22 protein-coding genes are annotated in these 23,599 nt (G+C 48.1%); 3 read left to right on the top strand and 19 right to left on the bottom strand.

The window, feature by feature from the left end:
- Positions 1-267: 267 nt before the first annotated feature.
- Both ACUN27_RS06575 and ACUN27_RS06570 read right to left on the bottom strand, forming a co-directional pair.
- Positions 268-1,377, bottom strand: coding sequence for a LysM peptidoglycan-binding domain-containing protein (locus tag ACUN27_RS06575; RefSeq protein ID WP_326063212.1), 1,110 nt, complete (start codon positions 1,375-1,377; stop codon positions 268-270).
- Positions 1,378-1,487: 110 nt separating this feature from the next.
- Positions 1,488-2,384: an RluA family pseudouridine synthase gene (locus ACUN27_RS06570; RefSeq protein ID WP_315953624.1), complete on the bottom strand. Its 897-nt coding sequence runs from the start codon at positions 2,382-2,384 to the stop codon at positions 1,488-1,490.
- Between the two features lie 265 nt (positions 2,385-2,649).
- Between ACUN27_RS06570 and ACUN27_RS06565 the strand changes: the two genes are divergently transcribed.
- The gene (locus tag ACUN27_RS06565; protein WP_326063211.1) at positions 2,650-4,143 is read left to right on the top strand and encodes a phosphodiester glycosidase family protein; all 1,494 of its coding nucleotides are present in this window, start codon (positions 2,650-2,652) and stop codon (positions 4,141-4,143) included.
- Positions 4,144-4,236: 93 nt separating this feature from the next.
- On the opposite strand, the gene hemL is transcribed toward ACUN27_RS06565, so the two are convergent.
- Positions 4,237-5,535: a glutamate-1-semialdehyde 2,1-aminomutase gene (hemL, locus tag ACUN27_RS06560; RefSeq protein ID WP_326063210.1), complete on the bottom strand. Its 1,299-nt coding sequence runs from the start codon at positions 5,533-5,535 to the stop codon at positions 4,237-4,239.
- Between the two features lie 72 nt (positions 5,536-5,607).
- Between hemL and ACUN27_RS06555 the strand changes: the two genes are divergently transcribed.
- Both ACUN27_RS06555 and ACUN27_RS06550 read left to right on the top strand, forming a co-directional pair.
- Positions 5,608-5,823, top strand: coding sequence for a cyclic nucleotide-binding domain-containing protein (locus ACUN27_RS06555; protein WP_326063209.1), 216 nt, complete (start codon positions 5,608-5,610; stop codon positions 5,821-5,823).
- A gap of 44 nt (positions 5,824-5,867) precedes the next feature.
- A complete protein-coding gene (locus ACUN27_RS06550) occupies positions 5,868-6,059 on the top strand; it encodes a hypothetical protein (RefSeq protein WP_315953627.1) in 192 nt (63 codons plus the stop codon).
- Here ACUN27_RS06550 and hemG read toward each other — a convergent pair.
- From hemG to lonB, 16 genes are all read right to left on the bottom strand, one after another.
- Complete coding sequence (hemG, locus tag ACUN27_RS06545) at positions 6,056-7,522, bottom strand: protoporphyrinogen oxidase (RefSeq protein WP_315953628.1); 1,467 nt, start codon at positions 7,520-7,522, stop codon at positions 6,056-6,058. The two genes, ACUN27_RS06550 and hemG, sit on opposite strands and share 4 nt — an antisense overlap.
- Entirely contained in the window at positions 7,519-8,466 is a 948-nt protein-coding gene (gene hemH, locus ACUN27_RS06540; protein WP_326063208.1) for a ferrochelatase, read from the bottom strand. Before hemH ends, hemG begins: the two co-directional genes overlap by 4 nt.
- A 1-nt stretch (position 8,467) precedes the next feature.
- Positions 8,468-9,532, bottom strand: coding sequence for a uroporphyrinogen decarboxylase (hemE, locus tag ACUN27_RS06535; protein ID WP_326063207.1), 1,065 nt, complete (start codon positions 9,530-9,532; stop codon positions 8,468-8,470).
- Between the two features lie 197 nt (positions 9,533-9,729).
- Positions 9,730-10,725 carry a porphobilinogen synthase gene (gene hemB, locus ACUN27_RS06530; RefSeq protein ID WP_326063206.1) on the bottom strand — a complete coding sequence of 332 codons (996 nt, stop codon included), beginning with the start codon at positions 10,723-10,725 and terminating at the stop codon, positions 9,730-9,732.
- A 27-nt stretch (positions 10,726-10,752) separates the two neighbouring features.
- Positions 10,753-12,285: a uroporphyrinogen-III C-methyltransferase gene (cobA, locus tag ACUN27_RS06525; protein WP_445558584.1), complete on the bottom strand. Its 1,533-nt coding sequence runs from the start codon at positions 12,283-12,285 to the stop codon at positions 10,753-10,755.
- Between the two features lie 5 nt (positions 12,286-12,290).
- Positions 12,291-13,238 carry a hydroxymethylbilane synthase gene (gene hemC / locus ACUN27_RS06520; protein ID WP_315953633.1) on the bottom strand — a complete coding sequence of 316 codons (948 nt, stop codon included), beginning with the start codon at positions 13,236-13,238 and terminating at the stop codon, positions 12,291-12,293.
- 13 nt (positions 13,239-13,251) lie between these two features.
- A complete protein-coding gene (locus tag ACUN27_RS06515) occupies positions 13,252-13,983 on the bottom strand; it encodes a precorrin-2 dehydrogenase/sirohydrochlorin ferrochelatase family protein (RefSeq protein WP_445558583.1) in 732 nt (243 codons plus the stop codon).
- A 5-nt stretch (positions 13,984-13,988) separates the two neighbouring features.
- Positions 13,989-14,819: a cytochrome C assembly family protein gene (locus ACUN27_RS06510; RefSeq protein ID WP_315953635.1), complete on the bottom strand. Its 831-nt coding sequence runs from the start codon at positions 14,817-14,819 to the stop codon at positions 13,989-13,991.
- Between the two features lie 33 nt (positions 14,820-14,852).
- Positions 14,853-16,256, bottom strand: coding sequence for a glutamyl-tRNA reductase (gene hemA, locus ACUN27_RS06505; RefSeq protein ID WP_315953738.1), 1,404 nt, complete (start codon positions 16,254-16,256; stop codon positions 14,853-14,855).
- Positions 16,257-16,412: 156 nt separating this feature from the next.
- Positions 16,413-16,949, bottom strand: coding sequence for an S-adenosylmethionine decarboxylase (locus ACUN27_RS06500; protein ID WP_315953636.1), 537 nt, complete (start codon positions 16,947-16,949; stop codon positions 16,413-16,415).
- Between the two features lie 136 nt (positions 16,950-17,085).
- Positions 17,086-17,493: an adenosylmethionine decarboxylase gene (gene speD, locus ACUN27_RS06495; RefSeq protein WP_127455282.1), complete on the bottom strand. Its 408-nt coding sequence runs from the start codon at positions 17,491-17,493 to the stop codon at positions 17,086-17,088.
- A gap of 326 nt (positions 17,494-17,819) precedes the next feature.
- On the bottom strand, positions 17,820-18,407 hold the full coding sequence (locus ACUN27_RS06490) for a non-ribosomal peptide synthetase module (RefSeq protein WP_127455281.1): 588 nt from the start codon (positions 18,405-18,407) through the stop codon (positions 17,820-17,822).
- Between the two features lie 53 nt (positions 18,408-18,460).
- Positions 18,461-18,616, bottom strand: a complete 156-nt coding sequence (locus ACUN27_RS06485; RefSeq protein ID WP_315953637.1) for a hypothetical protein — start codon at positions 18,614-18,616, stop codon at positions 18,461-18,463.
- A gap of 34 nt (positions 18,617-18,650) precedes the next feature.
- Positions 18,651-19,319, bottom strand: a complete 669-nt coding sequence (yihA, locus tag ACUN27_RS06480) for a ribosome biogenesis GTP-binding protein YihA/YsxC (RefSeq protein WP_315953638.1) — start codon at positions 19,317-19,319, stop codon at positions 18,651-18,653.
- A 22-nt stretch (positions 19,320-19,341) separates the two neighbouring features.
- The gene (gene lon / locus ACUN27_RS06475) at positions 19,342-21,687 is read right to left on the bottom strand and encodes an endopeptidase La (RefSeq protein WP_315953639.1); all 2,346 of its coding nucleotides are present in this window, start codon (positions 21,685-21,687) and stop codon (positions 19,342-19,344) included.
- Between the two features lie 148 nt (positions 21,688-21,835).
- A complete protein-coding gene (lonB, locus tag ACUN27_RS06470) occupies positions 21,836-23,554 on the bottom strand; it encodes an ATP-dependent protease LonB (protein ID WP_326063074.1) in 1,719 nt (572 codons plus the stop codon).
- Positions 23,555-23,599: the final 45 nt, after the last annotated feature.

Genomic DNA, 23,599 nt, shown 5'->3' with positions numbered 1-23,599 from the left:
TCGTTCGGTTGCTTCCTATGGAACCTTTCAGCGCTGCAGTTCCACTCTCTGAAGGGCATTCCGCCTACTACTCCCTATCAACGTTTCCAATATTACTCAAAAGGATTACATCATATGATATCGAACATTTGAAATAGAGTCAATATATCATTCAAGTATTACCGTTTATGAGTAAAATATGCCGCTTTCAAAAAAGATGTTCCACAACAAATGAAGAGCCCCCAGCCGTGAAAACGGCCAGAGGCTCTTGCCTATGTATCCAGCTTATTATCTAGGGAGATAAATAACCTGCCCTACGGAAATCTCTTGATCGCCGAGCCTGTTCAATAGCTGCAGCTCACGCGGGTTGAGCTGATAGCGCTTGGCAATCGTCTCTAACGTTTCTTCTTTTTGAACGATACACATTTTCAGCTTTCTAAACTCTTGCGAATTCGTTTGGTTTTGAAGAAACAGGCGCTTCCACTCAACGGCGTCTATGCGCGACTCCTCGGCGAGAGCAGCTTGCGCTTCCTCCTCAGCCCGCCTCTTGTCCGTAAGGTACGAGCCCGCTTTCGAGAGAAGCGACTTGAGGCCGTACGGGTTGATATCGACAGCCTCATTGGCCTTCTTCCCGAACGCAACTTTGAGATCCTTTTTCTCCTCCGTAACCACCGTGCTGTCCGAATGGGGGCTCACCTTCAATTCCGTTTGCTCAATATTTACGACTGCCGAGCCGCCGTCCTCACAGTCGTCTTCCTCAATCGACGAAGGCGTTGGCTGCAATGGCGCAGGAACGGGCTCTTCATTTATTGGCATTTGTGTAGGCATTTGTGTAGGCGTTGGCATCTCTTGTTCTATTGGCTCTTGAACCTGGGGAGTCGGCTGCATATAAGGCATTGGAATCGGTTGAATCGACGGATTCTCTTGAATCGGCTGAGTCGGATAGTTGGCAGGCGGCGGCTCGTACCGTGGGAAATTAATCTCATGCACGAACGTAACTTCCTCTTCCTCCCGCCAGCTCTCGACCGGAGCCGATACAATTTCGACGCCCTGCAGAGATAACACACCGGTCACATTCAAACTTCTCGCTGATAATAAATCAATGTCAAAATTCTCAATATCCACTTGAATGTCTTCTACACGATGAATGCGATTTAGGGGCAAGGTGATCTCTACCGGAATCAAATGTTCAAGTAGCCGCGGGGCTCCCCCTTCTTCGCTGGCATAGTTGCCTGTAAGCAGCAAGTTTCCTTTAAGGATCGCCTGATTATCCAAAGTAAGCACCTGAATGTGAGGAACCAATTCTACATCATTCAACTCTTGTATCCCCGCCAAATTCTCCTGCAAATGTACACGCTCGTAGATATCGAATCTCAGACCTGGTTGTTGTTCAGACACCGGATTAATCCTCCCTTCCATCAAACCCGGATGCCGAAGGCATTCTCGGATTGCTGGTCCATTTACTTGTTTGTCTTTCTAAGTATATGGGTGGTAAGGGCGAGGCATGACTACATTTTTGATGACGACTCGACTTTGTCCAGCAATTGCCTGAAGTCAAGCGGGAGCGGCGCATGAACCTCAATCAACTTTTGTGTAATAGGATGCTCGAATGTAAGCTTCTCCCCATGCAGGGCCTGACGTTGAAACAAACGGGCGGATCCCCCGTATAAGACGTCGCCAACAAGCGGATGCCCTAAGTGGCTTAAGTGTACTCGGATCTGATGGGTACGCCCTGTTTCCAGTTCCAGTTCCACTAGCGCAGCATGGTTCAATTGGCGAAGCACCCGGTAGTGCGTCAATGCTTGATCGCCGCCTGCTGTCACTCTGCGCTTGCCGGATTGATGGCGGTCTTTGCCGATAGGCGCGTCCACCGTTCCTTGCTTTCTGGTGAAAACTCCTTGTGCCAGAGCAACATAACGACGATCGATCCGCTTATCGCGCATCGCTTCATCAAGCAGAACATGTGCCCATTCATTTTTGGCATATAAAACAGCGCCAGTCGTATCCTGGTCCAAACGATGGATGTGCCGCACGGCGCAGGCTTGACCGGTCGATTCATAATAATAGGCTACGGCAGAAGCCAGTGTACCGCCTTGGCCTGCTTCGGAAGGATGTACCGACATGCCTGCCGGTTTATTAACGACAAGGCAGAAATCGTCCTCAAACAGGACATCAACGTCTTGGCGTTCAGCTCGGAAAGCAGCCTCTTCGTTCGCAAACACATGAAGCCTAACCTGATTGTCTTGCACGCGGATACGCCCTTGGGAAGCTAAGCGCAGGAAGTACTTGCGCGGAACCGGCAGTAACGCAGCGATTTCATCTACAGCACCGGGCTTCAAGGGTTTCCATGTCTCACTCGGAAGAGGAAGTTCCAACCATTCCCCGCTGCGTTTCCAAACGGTCATGAACGTGTCCCTCTATGAAAAGAAATGACGATAGCAAGTAGAATCAGTAGAAACAACAAGGTCAAAGCCATTAAATCTATAGGAAAATCAAAAAAGTAGTAGCGTTTCATGAATCAATAACTCCTTATGGGTATTGGATGACGTACATTTTATTTTAACAATTACCAATATCAATTGCATGCAAAAATATGATAATATAAGTCTAGTATTGATTTTTTTCGACATTGAATCATCAAATAGAATACTAGAGCAGGAGAGGAACAACTTGGGCAGTTCAATTTTAGAACATTTTCGCAACTATAGCTGGTTGAAGCGCACTTTACTTGTTATTGCTATATGTACATTCCTTAGTTCAAGCTTTTTGTTTCTGACCCCACCAGGGACATTTATTCGCGAGTATTTAGCCAAAACGGTCATCACCACGCAGCACCGGGATTGGGCCTGGATTTTCGTAGGAGCCCAGCGCAGAGACCAGATGGTTCTTGAAATGCAAAATTTAACAGAAGTGAACTCGGTAGAAAAACAAGACTTGCAAGCTGTTCAATTCAATAAGAACCGTTCCATAGAAAGCCTCGTGAAGGTCGAAGATATTTCCGGTCAATTCTGGAAAGGCAAAAAGATGTATGTTTACGATCCGCGTACGATTCGCGTTGTCGTTCCTGCTAAGCAAGGCGAAGGCGAGAGAATCACCTCGATGGTTCAGCGTACAGGCGCTGTCGCAGGCGTCAACGGCGGCGGATTTAACGATCCGGACGGTTTAGGAAACGGATTTGCCCCAATTGGTGCTATTATGTCCGGCGGTGAAATTCTTTATACCGACCAAGAAGGCAGCATTCCTCAGCATATTGTAGGGTTTACCAAAGAAGGTACGCTCATTATCGGAAAATATACAATTGACGATCTATTGAAGCTAGGCGTTACAGATGCGGTTTCATTCTATCCTCGTGTTATCGCAAACGGCAAACCGCTTATTACAAGCGGAGATGGCGGTTGGGGACGCGCTCCTCGTACGGCTGTAGGCCAAAAAGCCGACGGCACCGTTATTTTCATCGTCATTGATGGCCGTCAAACTCACAGTGTGGGTGCAACCCTGAAAGAAGTACAGGATATTTTTCTGGCAGACGGCGTTATTAATGCAGGCTTCTTGGATGGCGGAGCTTCTTCCGAGATGGTTTACAACGATGAGTTGATCACGAGCCCTTCCAGTCGTTATGGCGAGCGCCGCTTGCCGTCAGCCTTCCTTGTTTTCGATCATCCGGATGAAGTAAAAGTGAAAAACGTTTGGGCGGGGCTGACCAACATCGATCCAGGCGGCGCTTACGATCACCCTGATTTCTTGAAAGAACAAGCTGAACTTAAGGCACATCCGCCAAAAGCAACACCGAAACCAACTCCTACACCGTCCCAAAAGCCTGAATCCAGCAGTGATCCAGTCAAGAATGGCGGGACAACGCAGAACCCTTCAGAAACAAATAACGGTTCTGGCAAGCCAAATTCGACGGGGAAACCGCAAACTTCACCGTCGACAACACCTACACCAACGCCGACTCCACCAGTGTCATCGGCAACCCCGACGCCTACACCGGGAACAGGCAGCGGCACAACAGGTTCCGGAGGCTCCTCGACAGGAGCTTCCTCAACACCAAAACCGAGCGCGACACCAACGCCGAGCTCGAACGCTGCGCAAGGCCAGCAGGGTAACAGTAACGGTGCGAACCCTTCTCAGCCCGTGACTAGTCCTCCAGTGAAAACAGAATAGGTTTGGGCTACATAAGACCGCCAAAGAGGCTGTATCCGAAGTCATCGATCGTAGATGACTCAGATACAGCCTCTTTTGTCGTTCATCCTGCTTTTACAATCTCTTCAACGCCTCACGATGAGCATCAATCGTCGCCGCGATATCTTCATCCGTATGCGCAGTGGATACGAACATCCCTTCAAACTGCGAAGGTGCAACCGAAACGCCTAAATCAAGCAAATGGCCAAAGTAAGCATTGAATTTCGCTAGATCCGACGTTTTGGCCGTCTCATAATTCGTGACCTTCGTCTCGGTAAAGAACGGACAAATCATCGAACCTACGCGATTAATCGTGCTTGCCACACCGAATTCAGCCGCATTGTGTGTAAATCCGGCTTCCAGCATAGCGGATTTGCGCTCCAACTCCTCGTAGACGTTTGGCTCGCCCAATAGCGACAATGTGGCATACCCTGCTGCCATCGCCAGTGGATTTCCGGACAACGTGCCCGCTTGATAGATTGGACCAGCCGGAGCCATTTGCTCCATAATGTCCAAACGGCCTCCATAAGCGCCTACAGGAAGTCCGCCGCCGATTACTTTACCCAGGCATGTTAAGTCCGGTGTAACGCCGTACAGGCCTTGTGCGCAGTTCTTGTGCACGCGGAAGCCCGTCATCACTTCATCGAAGATAAGCAAAGAACCGTATTGCTTTGTAATTTCACGTAGTCCTTCCAAGAACCCCGGTGCTGGAGGGACTACGCCCATGTTCCCGGCAATCGGTTCCACGATCAGAGCGGCGATTTCTTCACCGAACTTCTCAAACACTAACTGCACAGAAGCCAGATCATTATAAGGCACTGTAATCGTATTGCTTGCAACACTGCTAGGGACACCTGGACTATCAGGCAAGCCCAGCGTAGCTACACCGGAACCCGCTTTGATCAGCAGCGCATCCGCGTGACCATGGTAGCTTCCTTCGAACTTAACGATCTTGTCGCGTTTCGTATAACCGCGAGCCAATCGCAATGCGCTCATCGTCGCTTCTGTACCGGAATTCACCATTCGAACCATATCAATAGACGGCACACGATCGATAACCAGCTGCGCCATTTGCGTCTCCAGAAGCGTCGGAGCACCAAAGCTCGTCCCCTTCTCGGCAGTCGCTTTAATCGCTTCCAGCACGGCAGGATGTGCATGTCCTACGATAAGCGGTCCCCAAGAGCCTACATAATCAATAAACGTATTGCCGTCGATATCCGTAACGCGGGATCCAGCACCTTTCTCCATAAACAACGGTGTGAGTCCCACCGATTTAAAGGCGCGAACAGGACTGTTGACGCCACCGGGAATGACCTTCTTGGATTCTTGAAAAGCGGCTGCAGAGCGCGTGTCGATTCTGCTCGAATTTTCCATAATTTAATACCCCCCGTTAAACTTTCTTTACTAAAATGTTGACATTATACCTATAAAAAGGCGGTACCTAACATGCTTGATTATATTAAAAAAGTCCCTTTATTCGCTCGGCTGAATGAAAATCAGCAGAACGCGCTGGCACAGATTTGCATAAGACGCTCTTACAAAGGGAATACCGTCCTTTTTTCTGAAAAAGACATCGGCAACGTTTTTTATATGGTTGTCAGCGGGTCCGTCAAAATCTTCACAACCGGCAGCGCGATACGAATCAGCAGGTCTATGATTTAACCTTTTTAGACGCCAGAACGCGGGTCATCAAAAGCTTAATTACAATGGCTAATAAGCATGGCATTCGCTCAGAGAACAAAATCACCATCAAGCTTGTGCTCAATTTCGATGAAATTTCGCAGCTCGCCGGTGTGCAAAAAGGCATCCTCCTGCAAGTGATTCGCGATTTAGAGGAAAAACAAATCTTGGCCATCTCCTCTTCCGATTTCAAGTTGGATCTGGCCAAGCTGCGCTAGACGGAGGCAGATGCAACAGCCTGCTCCTTAGCGGATTGATGTATGATACGATCTGCAAGCTGCCAGGCAGCCTCTTTCCCCTGCCTGATGCAGTCAGGAAGTCCAACCCCATGGAAACCTGCCCCTGTCACCAGAACCTGTGGCATTGCGGTACTCAGCTCTTCGCGGAAGCGCGCGATCTGCTCCAGATGACCTACCGGGTATTGGGGCATCGAGTGATTGAGACGTGTTACCTCCGTAAACAGCGGCTCAGCCGTTAAACCGAGCAGGTTACGCAGATCATGACGCGCTTTACTGATCAGCTGCTCATCGGACCACGCGGGCCATTCCTGCTCGCCTGAACGGCCGATGTAGCAGCGGAGCAGCACTTTGCCTTCTGGCGCCGTGTGCAGCCACTTGGCGGAGGTTAACGTGCACGCTGTGATCGTGCTGCCCTCATTTCTCGGAACTAGAAAGCCTGAAGCATCCAGTTCAAACGGAATATCTTTCCGATCAAATGCCATGATGACATTCGCTACGGAAATATAATCAATTTTCTTCAATTCGCTTGCTGCAGGGAAGTGACCCAATATTTGGGCAGCCTGATAAGTCGGCGACGTTACAATCACGCCATCGACGATTTCGCTGCTGCCATCTTCAAATTGAACCTCTGCCTGCTGTCCGACCTGACGAATAGAAGCAACCCCTAACCCCTTTCGCAAGTCCGCTGACTCCAGTGCTGCCACTAGGCCCGAAACAAGCGTTTGGAGCCCTTTCTTGAACGTTACGAAAACCGAATTACGAATCGCTGCAGGCAGGTGTGCCGTTTCTTCCGGAACGTTTTTGCGACTCGCCATCATGCCGAGGATCAAGCTGCGATGCTTCTGCTCCATCGTTCGAAATTGAGGAAATGTTGATTTCAAGCTGAGATTGAACGTATCTCCCGCATAAATCCCCGCTAACAGCGGTTCTACAATTCGCTCCAATACTTCTTTGCCTAATCGGCGTTCCAAAAAATGTCCTAAAGACTCATCGTTCGTTATTTCACGCTTAGGTAAGACCAGATCCAAGGCTGCCCTCACTTTGCCAAGCGGAGAGATAAGGCCTGTTTTCATGAACGGAGTCATTTGTGTGGGAATCCCAAGCACTAAACCCGGAGGCATCCGATGCAGTTTGCCTTGACGTACAATATACGTCTTTTTGGCCTTCGGATTCGTACCGGTAAGCTCTTGCTCAAGTCCGAGATCATACGCCAGATCAATAATAGGCCGCTTCCGGGCAAGAAAGGAGTCAGGCCCCTTTTCAATAACGAAGCCCTCCTTCTCGAGCGTGTGAATTTTCCCACCAAACGCAGCCGATTTTTCCACCACAGAAATACGAAATGGCCTACCTTCCGCTTCCAAACGTTTCTTTAGATAAAAAGCAGCGCTAAGTCCTGTAATCCCCCCGCCAACGATCATGTAGTGAGGTGTAGGGGTACTCATGACTGTTTACTTTCTTCCTGCCATTTGGTGTAAACAACATTGCTTAGTGTTTGCATATATAACGGGTCCGTATTAAGCGATTCCGTTCGTTCCAAATGCAAGCCCAGCTCCTTAGCCAAAGCTTGCGCTTCAATATCAATGTCATAAAGGACTTCCAAATGATCGGATACAAATCCGATTGGGCAGAGCAGGACGTTCTTCACGCCTTCTTCTTTATGAATTTGCTTGAGAACGTCCAAAATGTCAGGTCCAAGCCATGGCATTGCCGTTTGGCCTGCGCTTTGCCAACCGAACTGCCAATTGGTCAGCTGTACGCGTTCAGCGATAGCTTTGGAAGTCGCAAGCAATTGATCCGGGTAAGGATCTTTCATCTCGAGAATTTTCTCAGGCAAACTATGTGCCGTAAAGATAACACGGATATCATTCCGCTCCGCATCCGTGAACTTCGTTAGCGCTTTTTCTACCCGAGAGCTCAGAGCATCAATCAATTTCGCATGAAGATGGTAATCCAGCACGAAGCTCATCTTAAGTCCAAGCTCCTCTGCCTTGTCCTTCGCCCTCTTTACATAGCCGCCAACGCTCATCGTCGAGTAGTGAGGCGCCAGAACGACTCCTACAGCCTCTGTGATCCCATCTTTGACCATTTGCTCCACACCGTCTTCTACATACGGCTGAGCGTGCTTCAAGCCTTGATAGCACACAAACTCAACTTCCGGATGCTCGGCGCGCAATGTGTCTTCAAGACCTTTTACCTGCTTATTCGTATTTTCGCGCAGCGGAAAGAACCCGCCTACAATCGCTTCATACCGCGCAGTTAATTCGTGCAGCTGCTCAGGTGTAGGCGGATGCCCGCGTCTAATATGCGTGTAATACGCTTCCACCTGATCAAGACTTTCCGGTGTCCCGTAGGACATGACTAATACACCAACACGACGTTTTGTCATCCTAAACACCACTCTTTTCTGGTTGTTGAGTTAACACGGAATGCGAGTACGCATGAATGAATGCCGTCAAATCTTTGAGCTTTTCCAGCGATGCTTCCGGGAACAACCCATGTCCAAGGTTAAAAATATAACCGGGCTTCTTCATGCCCTCATCCATAATCGCTTTCGCCTGCTGCTCGATGACATGCATAGGAGCCGTCAGGATATAAGGATCCAGGTTACCTTGCACCGCGAAGCGCTCGCCTACCCGCTCACGTCCTACCGGGATCGGAATACGCCAGTCCAAACCGATGACATCCGCTTGCAGATTATGCAAATATGGAAGCAATTCGCCTGAGCTTACGCCCGGGAAATAGATTTTCGGCTCCTTCAAGTGAGACAGCTCCTTGAAAATCCGCTCCATTGTAGGCAGTACATACACTTGGAAATCTGCAGGAGACAGCGCCCCTACCCAGCTATCAAATACTTGAACAGCTTTCGCACCGGCGCCAATATGGGATTTCAAATAAGTAATCACCATGTCACCAAGTTTATCCATCAGCGCAAACCAAACAGCAGGTTCAGAGTACATAAGCTGCTTCGTACGAATATAGCTCTTGGACGGCTTCCCTTCAATCAAGTAGCTGGCAATCGTAAATGGTGCGCCCGCGAATGAAATAAGCGGAACTTCAAGCTCTTTGTCTAAAATGCGGATCGTCTCAATGATATGGGACAAGTCCTTGTCCACATCAATAGGACGCAAACGTTCAACATCCTGCGCCGTCCGAACCGGTGTATGAATAACTGGACCAACATCCTTGACAATATCAAAATCAATTCCTAGCGAAGCAACAGGATTCATAATGTCTGAATATAAAATTGCCGCATCAACACCAAGCTTCTTAATGGGCATCATCGTAACTTCTGCAGCAAGCTCCGGTTGTTTACAAATCTCGAGCAGCGTGTACTTTTCTTTAATTTTCCGATAATCCGGATCGTAACGACCGGCTTGACGCATATACCATACCGGCAGCATATCCACCTGTTCTTTCCGGCACGCTTTAATAAAATTGTCGTTGTAGCTCATGAGGCACCTTCCTCTGGTTTCCATCTATTCTCATTCATTATGCCCTAATTATACCCCTGTCACAACCGACGTAAGCTTACGTTTTGCGACAAATGTATGACAAAAGAACCACCCGCAACTAGTGTGGCAGCGGTTCAATTTCCTCGGGAAACTGCCTGGCTGTGCCTTCTAGGATGGATGGTTCCAACTTTTTAAAATTAGCTGTTTTTCAAATAACGGGCAATATCTTTGGCAAAGTACGTCAGGATAATATCCGCACCGGCGCGCTTGAAGCTCAGCATGGTTTCCATCACGATCGCCTCTTCATTAACCCATCCTTGCAGGGCAGCGGCCTTAATCATGGAGTATTCAGCACTCACATTATAAGCCACGACCGGCAGGTCGAAATTATCTTTGAGCATGCGGATGACGTCCATGTAAGCAAGAGCCGGCTTCACCATTAAGAAGTCTGCGCCTTCCACAACATCGCTTTCCGCTTCGCGCAGCGCTTCTCTTCCGTTGGCAGGATCCATCTGATACGTTTTGCGATCACCGAATTGTGGCGTGGAGTGAGCCGCATCCCGGAACGGGCCGTAATATGCTGACGCATACTTCACCGAGTATGCCATGATAGGTGTATTTTCATAACCTGCTTCATCCAAACCGGAACGAATCGCATGAACATAGCCGTCCATCATATTCGATGGAGCGATAATATCGGCACCGGCTTTTGCTTGGGAAATCGCCGTTTTAACTAGAAGCTCAAGGGATGCATCATTCGCAACGTCGGCTGCGCCTGTAATCGGATGATGATGAATGACACCGCAATGCCCTGTATCTGTAAACTGACACAGACAAGTATCTGCAATAATGAGCAAGTTCGGGTTCAATTCTTTGATAAAACGCGTTGCTTGCTGCACGATACCTTCATCCATGTAAGCGGATGTGCCTTTTGCGTCCTTGTAGTCGGGAACTCCGAACAAGAGAATGGCTTGGATACCAAGCGATGTAATTTCGTCAATCTCGGCTTTCAGCATGTCTAACGACAGATGATAAACGCCTGGCATAGAAGCAATTTCGGACTTGACGTTCGTGCCATGGGTTACAAAAATAGGCTGTACCAGGTCATTAACGGTCACCTGATTTTCACGAACTAAATTACGAATAGCTGCATTACCGCGTAAGCGGCGATTACGAACAATGGGGAAACTCATGAGGATTCTGCCTCCTTATTTAATGCCTTATTTAGGTTGAATCATGCTTTGAACAAGTGAAGCAATAGTGGCCTCTTCAGCCATATACGTAATCGGCAGTCCATATTGACGTACCGTTTCTGCGGTTTTGGGTCCGATACAAGCAATTTCAACACCTTGCAGCAGGGATAAAGGCTCTTCAATTCCAAGCTGTTTCAAGGCTTCAATCAAATTCGTAACGGTGGATGAGCTCGTAAAAGTAATAATATGAATGCTATGATTTTGCAGCAGATGAATGATTTCATCCCCGTCATCCGCTGTGAGCACATTCTCGTACACATCAACTTCCGTGACTTGCAAACCAAGCTCGCGCATCTTAACGGGTAAATATTCTCGTGCCAAATCAGCTGTAGGTAACAGGACCTTCTGACCCGCTATCAGATCAGCCTGAATGGCCTCCAGCATGCCTTCACCCTGATATTTACTTGGAAGTACATCGGCAATAATGCCTCGCTCAGCAAGCGCCTCAGCCGTTTTGGGACCAACTGCCGCAATACGGGCATTACCCATTCTGCGAACATCGATCCTCCGCTCGCGCAGCCGGTTGAAGAAAAACTCCACTCCGTTCACACTGGTTAATAAAATCCAATCGTAGGTATGCAGGTCATCTAAAGCCTCATCCAATGCTTGCTGGGCTTCAGGTCGACTTGGCGGCTGCAGCTTGATCACCGGGAACTCGACAGCTTCTCCGCCAAAGTCATCGATCAGATCAACCAGCTCGCTTGCCTGGCTTCTGGCACGTGTCACCAAAATCCGACGGCCAAACAACGGCTTCTTCTCGACCCAAGCCAGCTTCTCGCGCAGCTTCACAACCTCACCGACAATAATGACAGCCGGCGATTTGAATTCAGCTTCTCTCACCTTCTCCGTAATGTCGGAGAGCGTTCCTGTGATGGTTGCCTGGTCTACCCAAGTGCCCCATCTGACCAATGCTACCGGCGTTTCCGGGGGCTTGCCGCAGCGTATTAATTCACGGCTGATTTGTTCGATATTCGCAACACCCATTAAGAAGACCATCGTGCCGATTGCTTTCGCCAGATGCTCCCAGTCCAAGCCGGAGTACGTTTTATTGGGATACTCGTGACCCGTAATAATCGCAAAGGACGACGTGAAATTGCGATGTGTTACTGGAATGCCCGCATAAGCCGGAACGGCTATTGAAGACGTTATGCCCGGAATGATGTCGTAAGTCACATCGTGCTCCGCAAGCAGCTCCGCTTCCTCCCCTACACGTCCGAAAACGCTGGGATCGCCGCCCTTTAGACGCGTAACGACTTTGCCTTGCAAAGCCAAATCTACGAGTAAATGATTGATTTCTTCTTGCTTTAAAATATGTTTGTCCGGAAGCTTGCCGACAAAGATCAGCTCAGCATCCGGTCTGCGATGCTTGAGTAAACGGGGATTCGCCAAACGGTCATAGACAATGACATCTGCTTTCTGAATGGCTTCCAAACCACGAACCGAGATCAGCTTCGGGTCGCCAGGACCCGCGCCAACGAGATAAACTCTTCCCTTGTTCAAGTGGCTCACTCCCTTACCTCAGCTAGGATACGTTCAGCGCCTTGTTCGATCAGCTTGCCTGCAATAAGTTCGCCAAGCGCTTCCGGATCACGCCCGGAAGCCGTTTCCTTCAGCATGGTCGCGCCATCCGGCGTTCCGACCATGCCTGTCAGCGTAAGCAGCGGCGCCTCTAGCCCGCTGCCTTCTTCGCTTACGCTCGCGTAAGCGCCGAGCGGCACCTGGCAGCCTCCGTTGAGTCTGCCAAGGAATGCCCGCTCTGCCCGCACCGCGAGCGCAGTAGGCTCATGCTGGAACTTGCCCAGCAGGTCCAGCACGAAAGCATCGCCGCCCCGGCACTCGATGCAGAGCGCCCCCTGCCCTACGGCAGGGAGGCACTCTTCGGGCGGCAAGTACGCGCTGATGCGATCCTGCCAGCCGATCCGGTGCAAACCGGCTGCGGCCAACATAATCGCATCGAAGTTCTCTTCATCGAGCTTGCGCAGCCTCGAATCAATGTTACCGCGGACCGACTCGATGCGGAGGTCCGGGCGGAGATGCTGCAGCTGGCTGGCACGGCGCAGCGAGCTGGTCCCTACAAGCGCGCCCTGCGGCAGCTCCTGCAGGGAGCCATATCCGCGTGTGATAAGCGCATCGCGCGGATCCTCACGCTTCGGTATCGCTCCAACCACAAGCCCTTCAGGAAGCTCGAAGGGCATATCTTTCATGCTATGGACAGCTATGTCGATCTCGCCGTCCGTAAGCGCCTGTTCGATCTCCTTGACGAACAGCCCTTTGCCGCCTACTTTGGATAGGGTTACGTCCAAAATGCGGTCGCCTTTCGTGACAATTTTCTTAATTTCAAATTGACACTCAATCCCGTGCTCCGCAGCAAGTTGCTTCAAGAGCTCTACCGCCTGTCCCGTTTGCGTTAACGCTAGTGCGCTTTGTCTAGTACCTACAATAATGGTTCTCATCTCTACCCGCCTCCTAAACTCGCTGTCCGAAATCTGTAATCGCTGACCATGAAGGCCGGTCTGTATCCACTTGACCCGCTAATCCATTCGGCCAAGGTCCTCTCTCTATCGCCAAGTAAAGCTTGTCCTTCCAACTGTCGAACGTACCGTCGCGAATTTTGCCCAGCACGTCCCAGTCCAGCATTTCTTTGAACATTCGCTGTCTAGCTTGTTTGTCCGCTATTTTACTTTGAACGAGAAGCCGGACCTGGCTGAGAAAATCAAGATAAATGGCGTATTCCTCACCGTAATTGTTATCCAGTTCCCGAGCGATTTTACGTGCTGCTGAAGGACTTGCTCCCCCGGTGGAAACGGCAATCACCAGCTTCCCTCTTCGCACAACCGAAGGTTGTATATACGAGCTAAGCTCCGGCTGATCAACTACGTTGACCAACTTCCCCTGCGCGGTTGCAATTTCATAGACCTGTGAGTTAACTTCAGCGCTATTGGTTGCCGCAACTACCAGCGTAAAAGGCATTAATTCGCCACTGGTCATCATAGACGGATGAAACGTCTGCCTGTGCAGGACTACTTCCGAATGATTCGCCAGTTCGACTAATCCCTCCGTGAATTCCATACTGATAAGCGTCACGCGTGCCCCTGCTTCGAGCAAGGAGAAAACCTTACGTTCAGCAACGGGTCCACCGCCGACCACCAAACATTGCCTTCCTGCCAGATTCACCATAATCGGATACGGGTACTTCATGTTCATTAACTCCATATCCAGTCGTGAAAACCGGAAACCAAGTTGGAAACAACAAAGTTAATTACGACAATGAAAAAAGCTGCCAGGTTCCAAGCCGCTAATTTGTAGCCGGAAATCCGCATCGACTTCTGTTGAAATAAATAGAACGCATAGGCCGCCAGCACGAAAAATGAATTAATCACCTTCGGATCATAAAGCAAATTGTGATTCCCCTCCAGGACAACCCAAACCACGCCAAGACTTAACGCCATCAGAAGCAAAGGAGCCCCGATAATGACGGAAAAATACGTATAATGCTCAATTTTCTCAAGCGAAGGCAATCGCATCACGGTTTGAGAAAACTTTTTAGCCTTTAACATATTGTGTAAAAACACATACATGCAAGAGAAGATCGCTGCAATGGAAAATGCCACGTAACTGCCAATCGCCAGGGAAATATGTATAAATAAGAGCTCATCGTTGACGTCCCAACCCGCTTTGATCGGCATGACATTCGGGTTTCCAAATATGTTTAAGGCGAGTATGGCGAAACCAAAAACGTTCACAAAAAACACGAACAATTCGATTCGGAAAAATCGGTTGACCAACAAAGATATGGTTACAATCAACCATGAAAACATAAACAGGACGTCAGTTCCGGCAAATGCCCATTCTGTCAAATGGCTGTATAAATTAATAGCTAAATACACGGTTTGCAGGACCCATACAAATAAAAGGAGCCCCGTCCCCATCCGTTTTGCGCTTCGGTTCGCATTTGCGAAATCCGAAAAGTAAAACAATAGGCTCAGGGCATACATATAAATCATCGCATCAAACAACCAGCTACGAGTTACCATGGCACCTCTCCCAGGCGATTAGCGCCTTTATTCTCAAGATTTTGCCAGAATATCCGCGGTATGTAAGCCGCGTACGGACAGCTTCTCTTCCAGAAGCTGTTTCGCTTCCTGCGCTTTCTGCCCGGCTTCCAGCTCTTGTGCTAATTGATTGGCTTGCTCTTGTTGTTCTAATGTCTCTTCCAGTGCAAATAATTTCGTGAAGAGGTCGAGCGCTTCTTCCCCATGGCGTTCTCCCGCCATTTCCTTAATTCGCAGGATAGGGTCGCGCAGCACTTGGTTCACGATACTTTTGGTTAATTTGCGGATCACTTTGATTTCACGTTCATCGAGATCTGGCAGCTTATTCAGCATGCTTTCCATCGTCTCTTCGTGAATCTGACTGGCTTTCGCCTGAAGAGCGTTAATCACCGGACTTACGCCAAGTGTCTTTGTCCATTGTTCAAACACACCGATTTCCGTTTCGATCATCGTCTCAATCTTGGCGGCTTCTTTCTTTCTCTCCTGCAAATGTTTATCAACGATATGCTCCAGATCATCAATATCATAAAGGAACACATTCGGCAATTCGCTAATTTGCGGATCCAAATCACGAGGCACGGCAATATCCATCATGAACAGTGGGCGCGATTTTCTCTTTTGGACATAAGACTGAATATCGTTTTTGGATAAAACATAACCCGGAGCACCTGTCGAGGAGATAATAATATCCACCTCAGGCAAATACGATGCCATTTTGTCCATGGTGCACGGAATACCGTTGAATTTCTCCGCTAACTCGGCTGCACGTTCAAACGTACGGTTAACGACGATAACTTTGTTAGCCCCGTTCGCATACAAATGCTTAACCGTGAGCTCGCTCATCTTCCCGGCACCTATAATCATAACGGTTTTATTGTTATATGTACCAAAAATTCGCTTACCGAGCTCCACAGCGGCATAAGAAACAGAAACCGGATTATTGCTAATGCCCGTTTCGGAATGCGCCTTTTTGGCTAGTGTAACGGATTGCTTAAACAACGTGTTGAAATAAGAACCCGTCGCTTTCATTTTTTGGGACGATAAAAAAGCTTCTTTGACCTGTCCTAGAATTTGGGTTTCCCCTATCACCATAGAATCTAAACCGCTGGTTACGCGGAATAAATGCTCAATCGCCTTCTCATTTTCATGCATATATAAATGTTTCTGAAACTGAGCCTTGGGAACTTGGAACCACCGCTCAATAAAATGTGTTAAATAATGATTGCACATCTGTGGTCGATCCACAACGGCGTAAATTTCCGTGCGATTGCAGGTGGCGACAATTACACACTCTAGGATGCTTTTTGTTTCTTTCAATTCCGCCAATGCGATCGGCAAATCTTGTTCGGAAAAAGCAAACTTCTCGCGAATTTCAACGGGAGCTGTTCGGTAATTAAGACCAACTGTTACGATATGCAAATGTACCACCTGCCCTTCTTTCATTTTCTATGAACATTATAGCACAGCAAACTATTCAATCCGACAAAATTTTTGAATAAATTATGAATGCTTCGCTATGCTCGTTAGTTTTAACAGCATTCGGCTCGCCTATACCTGAATTGGCAAGAAGCCCATTTATTGAAGCAGCTTTTTGCGGAGAAAAGCCGTTAAATTGCTATCGAGCTCCGCCAGTTTCGTATTTTGGGAAGAGACAATATCCCCATTGGAGGCCATGATTTTCTCATAAACCTCATACATGCTTTTATATTGCAGCCCCGCTTCTTTGAGCGTTTGCAGTTCATCAGGCTTTAGTGCCCGTTCACCGCCGATCTGCAGACGCTGCAAGTACTGCGATAGCTGCATCATACTGGACATGGGAGTGAGGTAGTCCGATCCCCCTGCCGCCAGTACAAGCCGTTCATGTGTGTAGCCCGCAGAGTATAAAGCCTGCTGGCTGGCCGCCAGCTCATCTGTCGTTTTGCTTTGCGCGGCTTCCTCCAGGTAGCTCATTAACAGTTCCATCTGAAATAACGAAACTTGATACAGCAGATGGGATGCGTCATGCTCTTCTTTATGATGGCCAAGCATTTGAGACAGTTGATAGATGGGCCAAATGATGAGAAACAGAACAATACTGTACAGGATTGCTTTTCTCGTTAATTTTCGTCTCACTGTGTTAACTCCCCGCTTCCCTTTTTGGACATGTGCCACGTATGTCGCATGTGCCGCAATAACATTGTATGGGAAGAAGGACAAACAAATAACCACGGATTTCTCCGTGGTCATCGTTATTGTTATGTGCAGAACCCTATTTCACAAGCTCTGCTAGCTTAATTTCAGGAGTTTCTACTTGCAATTCACCCATTCCGCGAACTAATTTCTTCGCATGGAATGTTTCTGGTTTCAATACGGATACCATAAAATCAATTGCTAATTGAGGGTCCACTGTCTCACCGCAAGTATAACAGTCAAGCGCGGCAAAACCTCTCTCAGGATAAGTGTGAATGGAGAGATGACTCTCGGACAACATAACAAGTACAGTTGCTCCTTGTGGTTCAAATTGCTTGGATTGTACAGATAGTACGGTTGCTCCGCATACCTCGGCAGCTTCTACCATCTGAGCCTGCAACCATTCTGCATTGTTCAGAAGTTCGAAATCTACCCCCCAAGTATCTACAGCAACGTGTCTTCCGAAAGTTGAGTATTCAGTTTCCATCTTTCGGTTCCCCCTTCCTAGGAATAAAATGTGTGTAAAAATTTCATCCGCTAGGACCTACGTCATTCACTTCCCGAGGGTATTATCTCTCGCAACATTCAATGTCCTGAGTGAATCCTGGTTCCTATATTGTTTCAACGAGAATAAAAATAACATCTATCGACGAGAAATGCAATAGTTTTTTTTGCCAAAGCCCTTCTCATCTGAACACGCAATAACTAATCTATGTAGAAGGCGTTTAACTTGTTCATTCGACTCAAAAAGTCGTAATTTGGACACAAAAAAGACCCTTAATCGGGTCTTCCATTTGCATGTATATGTGGTTGTTAAGCCTCCAAAATAAACAAACGATGTGTGAGCTCATTGAGGCGAGTGTCGATCTGCTGATGTTCTCCTTGATCCTGCACCATATTGCGCAAGTCGAGAAGATGGTTAATTTGGTCGTAGATCATTTCGATCTCTTGTTCGACTTCTCTCTTTTGGAACATTTCCTGCATGAGGCCAATGGTATCTCGGAACTCATAAATGACAGTTATCAACTGCCCTTTAACTTCTTCAATCTTCACAACCGTGCCGCGTTCATAGTAGTATACCATGGTATAACTGGAATAAATTCGGTTTACCGTTGCGCTTCCTTTAAACTCTGATACAGCTTTTCGCATTAAATTAGCCAGTAAAGTATTACTTAATCTGCAGGATCCTGTACATTCATATAGGCCCGATTTCTTCTCAAATGAAAGGACGATTTCTTGACCTGCACCGTCTTGAAAAACAACCTCTTGATTGCCATTTTCCAAAACCTTCACTTGCAAAGTCACTTGATGGTCCACGAACATTTGAAAAAACCTGAACATCTCGGCTTCTGTTAACTGGAGGCAGGTCTTGACATATTCAGTCGCTAACCTTTGTGCCATAAAAATCCCTCGATTCTTTGTTTTCAAGCAATGAACAATTACCTTGTTTATTATTATACTACAAGCGGCATTAATATTCCTGCGTGCATTTCATGATAATCCGCCAAATATTCTGAAAAAACCAAGGAAATACGGAATGCCAGTAAATTTTCCCTAGAAAACCTCACTTTCCTGTGTACTTCTTCTTGATTTCCTCTCTCTTTTGGCATCTTGCTCAACTATACGCAAAAACCGCCCTTAGAATCAGGACGGTTCTCGCTGGCTTGCTTCTTCGTTTGTTTCAATCGTTCCAGCCGAGGCTTCAGCTGCTTCTGCTTCCGGCTCTCCATAAGCAATAGCTTGCTCCAGGATCCCCCACAGCTCGTCCTTCCCGAGCGTGAGCTCTGAAGAGAACATCAGCGGCTGAACGCCTTTATCCATTCCCAATGTTTCTCTCACGATTTTGAGATGTTTGGCCCATTGGCTTTTGGGAATCTTATCTGCCTTCGTTGCAACCACGAGAACAGGCACATCGTTATGTCTTAACCATTCATACATCGCTTGATCATCCTTGGACGGCGGATGTCTTAAATCTACCAACTGCATAACAAGTCGCAACGTTTCACGGTTCAATAAATAATTCTCAATGAACTTTCCCCATTGCTCTCTTTTTGTTTTGGATACTTTCGCGTAGCCGTAACCCGGAAGATCAACAAAATATAAGTCCTGATTCACTTTATAATAGTTCAGTGTTTGGGTTTTGCCCGGTTGGGAGCTGGTCCTGGCCAAGTTCTTGCGGGAGATCAAGCAGTTAATGAGCGAGGATTTCCCGACATTAGAACGCCCTGCCAGAGCAATCTCCGGCAAGGCATCCTCAGGATATTGGCTAGGTCCAACCGCACTGATAACAAACTCAGCTTGATTGACTTTCAAAATGTTCAACTACTTTCTATGGTTATCCGACGTGAGCTGGCGGTCTATTCTTCACAAGTGCATGTTCGAGCACTTGATCCATATGGCTGACCGGTATAAAGGTCATCTCATCGCGGACACTTTCTGGAATTTCGACGATATCTTTCTCATTATCCTGAGGCAGCAGAATGGTACGAATACCAGCACGATGCGCAGCAAGTGCCTTTTCTTTCAGTCCTCCGATTGGCAGTACGCGGCCGCGAAGTGTAATTTCACCTGTCATCGCCACTGAGCGGGAAACCGGGATATTCGTCAAAGCCGAGATCAAGGCGGTTGCCATCGTTATCCCCGCGGAAGGGCCATCTTTGGGTATCGCACCCTCCGGGATGTGGATATGGATGTCATTCTTCTCGTGGAAGTCAGGAGCAATCCCAAGCACATCAGCGCGTGTTCGCGTATAGCTGAACGCCGCTTGTGCGGACTCCTTCATGACATCTCCGAGCTTACCTGTCAGCGTCAGCTTGCCTGTACCCTGCATCACGGTCACTTCAATGACCAGCGTATCTCCACCGACTTCCGTCCATGCAAGCCCTGTGACCGCTCCGATCTGATCCTTCTCTTCCGCTACATTGTACCGGAACTTAACAGGACCCAAGTAGTCCTTCAGGTTCTCTTCCGTTACATGCACCGGTGTGGATGGGTCGGACACGATTTTCTTGGCTGCCTTACGGTTCATCCCGGCAACTTGCTGCTCTAAATTACGAACGCCGGCCTCTCGTGTGTAATCACGGACGATTTTCATCAACGCTGCGTCATCAACGACAAGTTGATCTTCCTCTAATCCATGATCTCGCTTTTGCTTCGGCAGCAAATATTTCTTGGCTATCTGCATTTTCTCAATTTCCGTATAGCCCGGGATGTACAGAACCTCCATCCGATCTAATAAAGGACGCGGAATATTGTGAACGGCATTAGCGGTTGTGACGAACATGACGTTGGACAAGTCGAACGGAACTTCAATGAAATGATCACTAAAAGTGCTGTTTTGCTCGGGATCCAGGACTTCCAGCAGCGCCGATGCAGGATCACCGCGGAAATCCATGGCCATTTTATCGATTTCGTCTAATAAGAAAACGGGATTATTGGCTCCGGCATTTTTCATCCCTTGAATGATCCTGCCGGGCATAGCTCCAACATACGTGCGGCGATGGCCGCGGATCTCAGCTTCATCCCTGACACCGCCGAGCGAGATGCGGATAAACTGTCTGCCCATTGATCTTGCGATAGAGCGGGCGATGGACGTTTTACCAACCCCTGGCGGACCGACCAGACATAGAATAGGACCTTTCAGCTTCTTGACCAGCTTCTGCACAGCTAAGTACTCCAGCACGCGTTCTTTCGGTTTCTCAAGTCCGAAATGATCCTCATTGAGGATGTCTTCGGCGGTGCTCAAATCAAGATCATCTACAGTCGATTTGGACCAAGGCAGTCCGAGCAGCCAATCAATGTAGTTGCGAATGACGCCACCCTCTGCAGAGGTTGCCGGCATTTTCTCCAGACGGTCGATTTCTTTCTCAACCTTCTCGCGCACCTTGTCAGGCAGCTCAGCTTCCGCCAATTGGCTCCGCAGCTCATCAACTTCGCCTGCGCGGCCTTCCTTATCGCCAAGTTCCTTCTGGATCGCTTTCATCTGCTCGCGAAGGTAATATTCCTTCTGCGTTTTTTCCATTTGCTTTTTGACGCGTTGACTGATTTTGCGCTCCAGTTCAAGCACTTCTCGCTCATTATTGAGAATATTCAGCATTTTCTCAAGCCGCTCGCGCACATCCACGGTCTCCAGAATGTCTTGCTTATCCTTGATTTTGAGCGACAAATGACTGCAGATGACATCAGCTAAACGGCCTGGCTCATCGATATCAGATACAGCTGCGAGCGTCTCTGGCGTCACCTTTTTGGATAAATTGATATAATGCTCGAATTGATTCAGGACGGTACGCATCAGCGCATCAATCTCTGGATCCGTTATTTCTTGCTCAGGCAGCTCTCTGGCTGTCACTTCGTAGTATTCATCATTCACGAGGTACTCTACAATCTCAGCACGCAACACGCCTTCTACTAAGACACGAATCGTTCCATTCGGCAGTTTCAGCATTTGCCGCACCTTAGCAATTGTCCCGATGCGATAAATATCTTCTTTGGAAGGCTCTTCAATGTTGATCTCAGATTGAGAGCAGAGGAGTATCATGCTGTCATCCACCATTGCCCGCTCTAATGCTTTAACCGACTTTTCCCGCCCTACATCCAGATGTAGAACCATGCTCGGATAAACCAGCAGTCCCCTTAGAGGCAATAGCGGCAATCTGCGCACCTTGATTTTTCCGGGTCCCATCCTCTGCACCTCCATATATAGGGAGCTTTGAGCCCTGCTCAAAGTCTCTCATTATTGTATTCATCCGTTGCCCTTTACATTTTATCAAAACTGCACAGAAAACACCAATTGGCACCTAACGCGGCATGTAAGGTAATTGCAGCTGAATTTAGGAATCAATCGTATGCTGTGAATTCGCATGCAGAATCGGCAAAGTCGATGAAGCAATTGTTCTTTCTGCGGCAAAAGGCATAGGAATGACATTGTCATGAAGCTCAATTCCCAGCGCAGCACTCAAAACTTCCTCAATGGATTCCGCAGCAATGACCTCTACGCCTGGCAAATCTGCAAACATCTCCTGCCAATTTTCCTTCGGGATGATGACTTTGGTTGCTCCAGCTTGGAATGCTGCCTCCACTTTCGCGACTACGCCGCCTACCGGTTTGACTTTCCCATGTATGCTCATTTCACCCGTCATGGCCAGTTTGTTATCGACTGGAATCCTGTGTATCGCAGATGCGATAGCTGTTGCCATTGAAATACCGGCAGAAGGCCCGTCAATCGGCACACCACCGGGGAAATTAATATGCAGATCATAATCGGAGGTGTTAAATCCGAGTTTGCGAAGGACTGTCAGCACGTTTTCTACAGAGCCGCGAGCCATGCTTTTTCGGCGAATCGTCCTTGATCCTCCTCCCATTTCTTCTTCATCCACCACACCTGTGATGTTGAATTTCCCTGTACCTGCGACAGTGATCGGAATAGCTGATACTTCAATCTCAAGCAAGGTACCTAAATTAGGACCATAAACAGCTAACCCGTTAACAAATCCAACTTGCGGTTGTGCAGGTATTTTGCGTTCAGGTCTGGGAGGAATTTGTGATGAATTTACAACCCATTCTATGTCGGAAGCCGTAATTTCATCTCTTTTATCCGACAAAGCAATACCGGCTGCAAGTTGAATAACGTTCACAGCTTCCCTACCGTTCGTTGCATACTTCATGACAACCCCGACGGCAGCTTCACATTTCTTAAAGCCGATCTTATCCAAAGCTTTGCGTGCGATCTCTCCGACTTCTTCCGGTAAAAGAGGGCGGAAAAAGATTTCCAGACACCGTGACCGAATAGCCGGTGGAATTTCGCTTGGCGTACGGGTCGTAGCCCCAACTAAACGGAAATCCGCAGGAAGGCCATTTTGAAATATATCATGGATATAACCTGGAATATTCGTATCTTCCGAGCTGTAATACGCGCTCTCAAGAAATACTTTACGGTCTTCCAGCACCTTTAATAATTTGTTCATTTGCGTTGGGTGCAATTCACCGATTTCATCGATGAACAGAATGCCCCCATGCGCCTTGGTCACAGCGCCTGGCTTTGGCTGCGGAATTCCCGCAACGCCCATTGCACCTGCACCTTGATAAATGGGATCGTGAACAGAACCGATTAAGGGATCGGCGATCCCTCTCTCATCGAAGCGAGCTGTTGTCGCATCAATCTCCGTGAACTTAGAATCCGCGCGGAATGGAGATTCTTGATTTTTCTTCGCTTCCTCCAAAACGACGCGGGCAGCAGCGGTTTTACCAACACCCGGAGGGCCATAAATGAGAACATGCTGTGGGTTAGCACCGCACAGAGCAGCTTTCAAAGCCTTCAAGCCTTCCACTTGGCCAACAATATCCTGCATGGAGGAAGGTCTGGTTTTCTCCGATAACGGCTTTGTCAGTGAAATGGATCTAAGCTTTCTGAGCTTCTCCAATTCTTTTCTGGATTCTCTATCGACAGCAGTACGATTCGTCTGTTGGTTACGCAGTAAATTCCAGAAATACAGCCCGATAACAACCGCAAAAAACACTTGAATTACCATTAAAATAATACTTAGACTCATTTGTTTTACCTCCTTAGAGTTTTGCCTCATGCAAAATAGCATCCA

The organism is Paenibacillus sp. WC2504, from assembly GCF_052682475.1.
Note: the sequence above shows the minus strand (reverse complement) of the source record. Positions and strands in the feature narration are given on the sequence as shown.